Below are 4,913 nucleotides of genomic sequence, written 5' to 3' on the forward strand. Positions count from 1 at the left end.
TGCAGGCGTCCGAGCAGTTCAGGGGTACGCACCGGCTTGGCCAGGTAGTCGTTGCAGGCGCCGGCGATGCTGCGTTCGCGGTCGTCAGTGAAGGCGTTGGCGGAGATGATGATAATCGGCGCGGCAGACAGCGCATTACGCCGGATCATCCGGCTGGTGGCCCAGCCGTCCATGGTCGGCATCGACAGGTCCATCAGGATCAGGTCCGGCGACAGCAGCGCCACCTGGCGGATCGCCTCCTGGCCGTTGCTGGCCTGGGACACCTCGAAGCCCAGGGGCGTGAGCATGCCGCTGAGCACCTTGCGATGGTCCACGTGGTCATCCACCACCAGGATGCGCCGTCGTTCGCCGTGGTAGCCGATGATGTCGTGCTCCACATGCACCACGGCTTGCGGCACGCGGACCTGGGACAGGAACAGCCGTACCTGGAAGCAGGTGCCCTTGTCCAGCTCGCTGACCACCCGCAATTCGCCGCCCATCAGCGAGGTCAGCATGCGTGTGATGGTCAGGCCCAGACCCACGCCCTTGTCCTGGCGCATCAGGTCGCCGCGTTCGAACGGCTGGAAAATCCGCTCGATCTGTTCGGGGTCAATCCCGATGCCAGTGTCGATGATCTCGAAGTTGGCGGTCTCGCGCATGTAGCTGACCCGCAGGCGCACCTCGCCGCTGTCGGTAAAGTTGATCGCGTTGCCCAGCAGGTTGATCAGGATCTGCCGCACGCGTTTTTCATCACCACGCACCACGGCGGGGATCTTGCCCACGCAGTCCAGGCGAAAGCGCAGGCCCTTGTCTTCGGCCTGGGGGGTGAACATTTGTTCCAGGTCGTGGATCAGTTCCGGGAAGGGGATTTCGGTGAGCTCCAGGCGCAGCTTGCCGGCCTCGATCTTGGCCACGTCCAGCAGGCCGTCGATCAGCGACAGCAGGTGCGAGCCGCTGCGCAGGATGGTCGCCAGGGCGTCCTGATGCTGTTCGGGCATGGCACTGTCGCGCTGCAGGATCTGGGTGAAGCCCAGGATGCTGTTGAGCGGCGTGCGCAGCTCGTGGGACAGCCCGGTGACGTAGCGACTCTTGGCCGCGTTCGCTGCTTCCGAGGCTTCCTTGGCCTGTTGCAGGGCCTGGTCGGTGAGGCTGTGGGCGGCGATCTCCTGCATCAGCAGCGAGGTTTGCCGGTCGGATTCTTCCTGGGCCACCCGCCGGCTTTCGCGGGTGAGTACTACCCACCAGGCGAGTACGGCGGCCAGCACCGAGAGCGTGAGGAACGCCTTGAAAAACGCCTGGTACAAGGTTTGCGAATGGGGCAAACCCTGGGCCGCCTGCATGTAGATCAGCGCCAGCGCCCCGGCGAGCATCAGCACCAGCGCCATCAACAATCCGAGGTAATGCGCCAGCCGCGTATGCAGGCGCGGTACCAACGTCGTCGGCAGCAACCAGCGCAGCACCCCTTCGAACTGGCTGGCCAGGCGTGCGTGGGGTTTGCAACGGTCGCCGCAACGCGCATCCAGTGAGCAACAGAGCGAGCAGATCGGCGTGCTGTAGGCCGGGCAGAACGCCATGTCGGCGGTCTCGAACGGGTTGCTGCACAGCCCGCAGATCACCAGGCCGGTGCCGGGTTGCGGGTGAATCAATTGCGCCTCGCTGCTGCGCGCAATGTAGTAGCGGCCCTTGGTCAGCCACGCCAATAGCGGCGCCATGATTAACGCGGTGCCCAGCGCGACAAACGGTGGCGCGGCCTGGGCCAGGGCGCCGAACAGGCCGAAGTGGGCGAGAATCGACAGCAGCGAGGCAATCAGCATCGAGCCGACGCCCACCGGGTTGATGTCGTAGAGGTGCGCACGCTTGAATTCGATGTGTTTGGGCGACAGGCCCAGGGGCTTGTTGATTACCAGGTCCGCTACCAGCGTGCCGATCCAGGCAATCGCGATATTCGCGTAGAGCCCCAGCACCTGCTCGATCACATCGAACACGCCGAGCTCCATCAGCATCAGCGCAATGGCGACGTTGAACACCAGCCACACCACGCGGCCGGGGTGGCTGTGGGTCACGCGGGCAAAGAAGTTCGACCAGGCCAGGGAGCCGGCGTAGGCGTTGGTCAGGTTGATCTTCATCTGCGAGATGAACACGAACAGCACCATCGCCCCCAGCGCCCATTCGGGAGAGGAGAACACATAGCCGAACGCGACGAGGTACATCTGGGTTGGCTCGGCGGCGCGCTCCATGGGGATTTCATGTTGCAGGGCGAGGAACGCCAGGAACGCCCCGGCGAACATTTTCAACGCCCCCGGCACGATCCAGCCGGGCCCGGCGCATAACAGCGCGGCCCACCAGCGCTTGCGGTTGGCGCTGGTTTTTTCCGGAAGGAAGCGCAGGTAGTCCACCTGTTCGCCGATCTGCGTGACCAGCGACAGCGCCACGGTGCAGGCGGCGCAGAACGACAGCAGATTGAAGTCGCCACCATCGCTGCTGCGGCCGACAAAGCTGGTCCAGTCGCTGAAGGCCTCGGGGTTTTTCCACAACACGAAGCCATAGGGCAGCACCAACAGCACCAGCCACAGCGGTTGCGTCCACAATTGCAGGCGGCTGATCAGCGTTACGCCGTAGGCCACCAGCGGGATCACCAGCAGTGAACAGATGACATAGGCGATGGCCAGCGGGATATGGAAATACAACTCCAGGGCCAGGGCCATGATCGCCGCTTCCAGGGCGAAGAACAGGAAGGTGAAGCTGGCGTAGATCAGCGAGGTGATGGTGGAGCCGATGTAACCGAAGCCCGCGCCGCGGGTCAGCAGGTCCATGTCTACGCCATAGCGGGCGGCGTAGTAGCTGATGGGCAGGCCGGTGAGAAAGATCACCAGGCTGATGGCGAGGATCGCCCAGAAGGTGTTGGTGAAGCCGTAGCTCAAGGCCAATACGCCGCCGATGGCCTCCAGCGCCAGGAACGACACCGCGCCCAAGGCGGTGTTGGCGATGCGCAGTTCCGACCATTTGCGGAACGACTTCGGGGTGTAGCGCAGGGCGTAGTCTTCCATGGTCTCGTCGGCGACCCAGGAGTTGTAGTCGCGGCGGATCTTGACGATGCGCTGGGTGCCGGGGAGGGGGTGCACGGTGGGGAACTCCTGCAAGGATGGGGAGATGGCAGCAATATTCGTGCCCCAGTCCTGCGGGGTGCGCTCTTCGTGGCGAGGGAGCTTGCTCCCGTTGGACTGCGAAGCAGGCCCAGCAAGACCACTTCATTTTTCCAGGCAGAACCGGGTCGCCGGTTTTGGGGCCGCTGCGCAGCCCAACGGGAGCAAGCTCCCTCGCCACAGGGGTTTCCTTTCCCAAGGCGGGCGGGATCCTGCTCGAAAATGGTGCGCAACGGCATACGTCAAATGACGTACGTCGTTACGTCAGGCTGCGTATACCCGCCGTGGCCACCTGCCGCCATGCTGAACCCCTCATTGCAGAGGAGTCGCCCCATGGAATCACGATTGATCCGCTCCAAACCGTTGTTGGCCTTATCACTGCTGGCGGCGAGTCTGTTCAGCCATGGCGTCATGGCCGACAACGAAGGCCTGGCGGTGACGCCCACCGAAGTCACCGTCGGCCAGTTGCACTCGGCCACCGGCACCATGGCGATTTCCGAAACCGGTTCGATCCAGGCCGAACGCCTGGCCATCGAGCAGATCAACGCCTCGGGCGGGATCCTCGGGCGGCAGATCAAGGTGATCCAGGAAGACGGCGCGTCCGACTGGCCGACCTTCGCCGAAAAGGCCAAGAAACTGCTGGTGAACGACAAGGTGGCCGCAGTGTTCGGCTGCTGGACCTCCGCTTCACGTAAAGCCGTATTGCCGATCTTCGAGAAAGAAAACGGCCTGCTCTACTACCCGACCTTCTATGAAGGCCTGGAACAGTCGAAAAACGTGATCTACACCGGCCAGGAAGCGACCCAGCAAATCCTTGCCAGCCTCGACTGGATCGCGAAGACCAAGGGCGCCAAAACCTTCTACCTGGTGGGCTCGGACTACATCTGGCCGCGCACCTCGATGAAGATCGCGCGCAAGCACATTGAAAACGTCCTGCACGGCACCGTGGTCGGCGAAGACTACTACCCGCTGGGCAACACCCAGTTCGGTTCGCTGATCAACAAGGTCAAGCTGAAAAAGCCTGACGTGGTGTTTGCGGCCGTGGTGGGCGGCTCCAACGTGGCCTTCTACAAACAGCTCAACGCAGCGGGCGTGAACGCGTCCAAGCAAACCCTGTTGACCCTGTCGGTGACCGAAGACGAACTGCTGGGCATCGGCGGCGAAAACATGGCTGGCTTCTATGCCTCGATGAAGTACTTCCAGAGCCTCGACAACCCGAACAACAAAGCCTTCGTGGAAGCGTTCAAGGCCAAGTACGGCAAGGATGCAGTGATCGGTGATGTGACCCAGGCGGCCTACCTCGGCCCATGGTTGTGGAAAGCGGCGGTGGAGAAGGCCGGCAGTTTCGACGTGGATAAAGTCGTCGCCGCATCGCCTGGCATCGAGCTGAAAAACGCGCCGGAAGGCTATGTGAAGATCCACGAAAACCATCACCTGTGGAGCAAGTCGCGCATCGGCGAAGTGCAGCCCAATGGCCAGTTCAAGGTGATCTACGAGTCGGATCTGATCGAGCCGAATCCGTTCCCGAAAGGCTATCAATAACCTCGGGTCTGGCGCTGATCTGAATGTGGGAACTGGTTTTGTGTGGGAGCGGGCTTGCTCGCGAAAGCGGTGAATCAGTGAGTGCATCCGGTACTGACACACCGTATTCGCGAGCAAGCCCGCTACCACATTTGATTGCATTCCACATCGATTAAAGCGGTGGTTTCACCGCGACCACACGAGCCCCGCGTTTCATGGAGAGGGCGTAATACAACAGGCCACCGAGCGCCGAACCGGTGAACCAGCCAT

At 62.4% G+C, this 4,913-nt stretch carries 2 protein-coding genes; one reads left to right on the forward strand and one right to left on the reverse strand.

All coding sequences use genetic code 11. The features are described from left to right. On the reverse strand, positions 1-3,101 hold a 3,101-nt coding region (locus HX846_RS23620), incomplete at its 3' end, for an ATP-binding protein (RefSeq protein ID WP_178966195.1). A gap of 354 nt (positions 3,102-3,455) precedes the next feature. Between HX846_RS23620 and urtA the strand changes: the two genes are divergently transcribed. Continuing rightward, positions 3,456-4,664 (forward strand): urea ABC transporter substrate-binding protein, encoded by a 1,209-nt coding sequence (gene urtA / locus HX846_RS23625; RefSeq protein WP_003218263.1) that lies wholly within the window; start codon positions 3,456-3,458, stop codon positions 4,662-4,664. Positions 4,665-4,913: the final 249 nt, after the last annotated feature.

The sequence above is a fragment of the Pseudomonas sp. K5002 genome (genome assembly GCF_013386655.1).
GTDB lineage: Bacteria > Pseudomonadota > Gammaproteobacteria > Pseudomonadales > Pseudomonadaceae > Aquipseudomonas.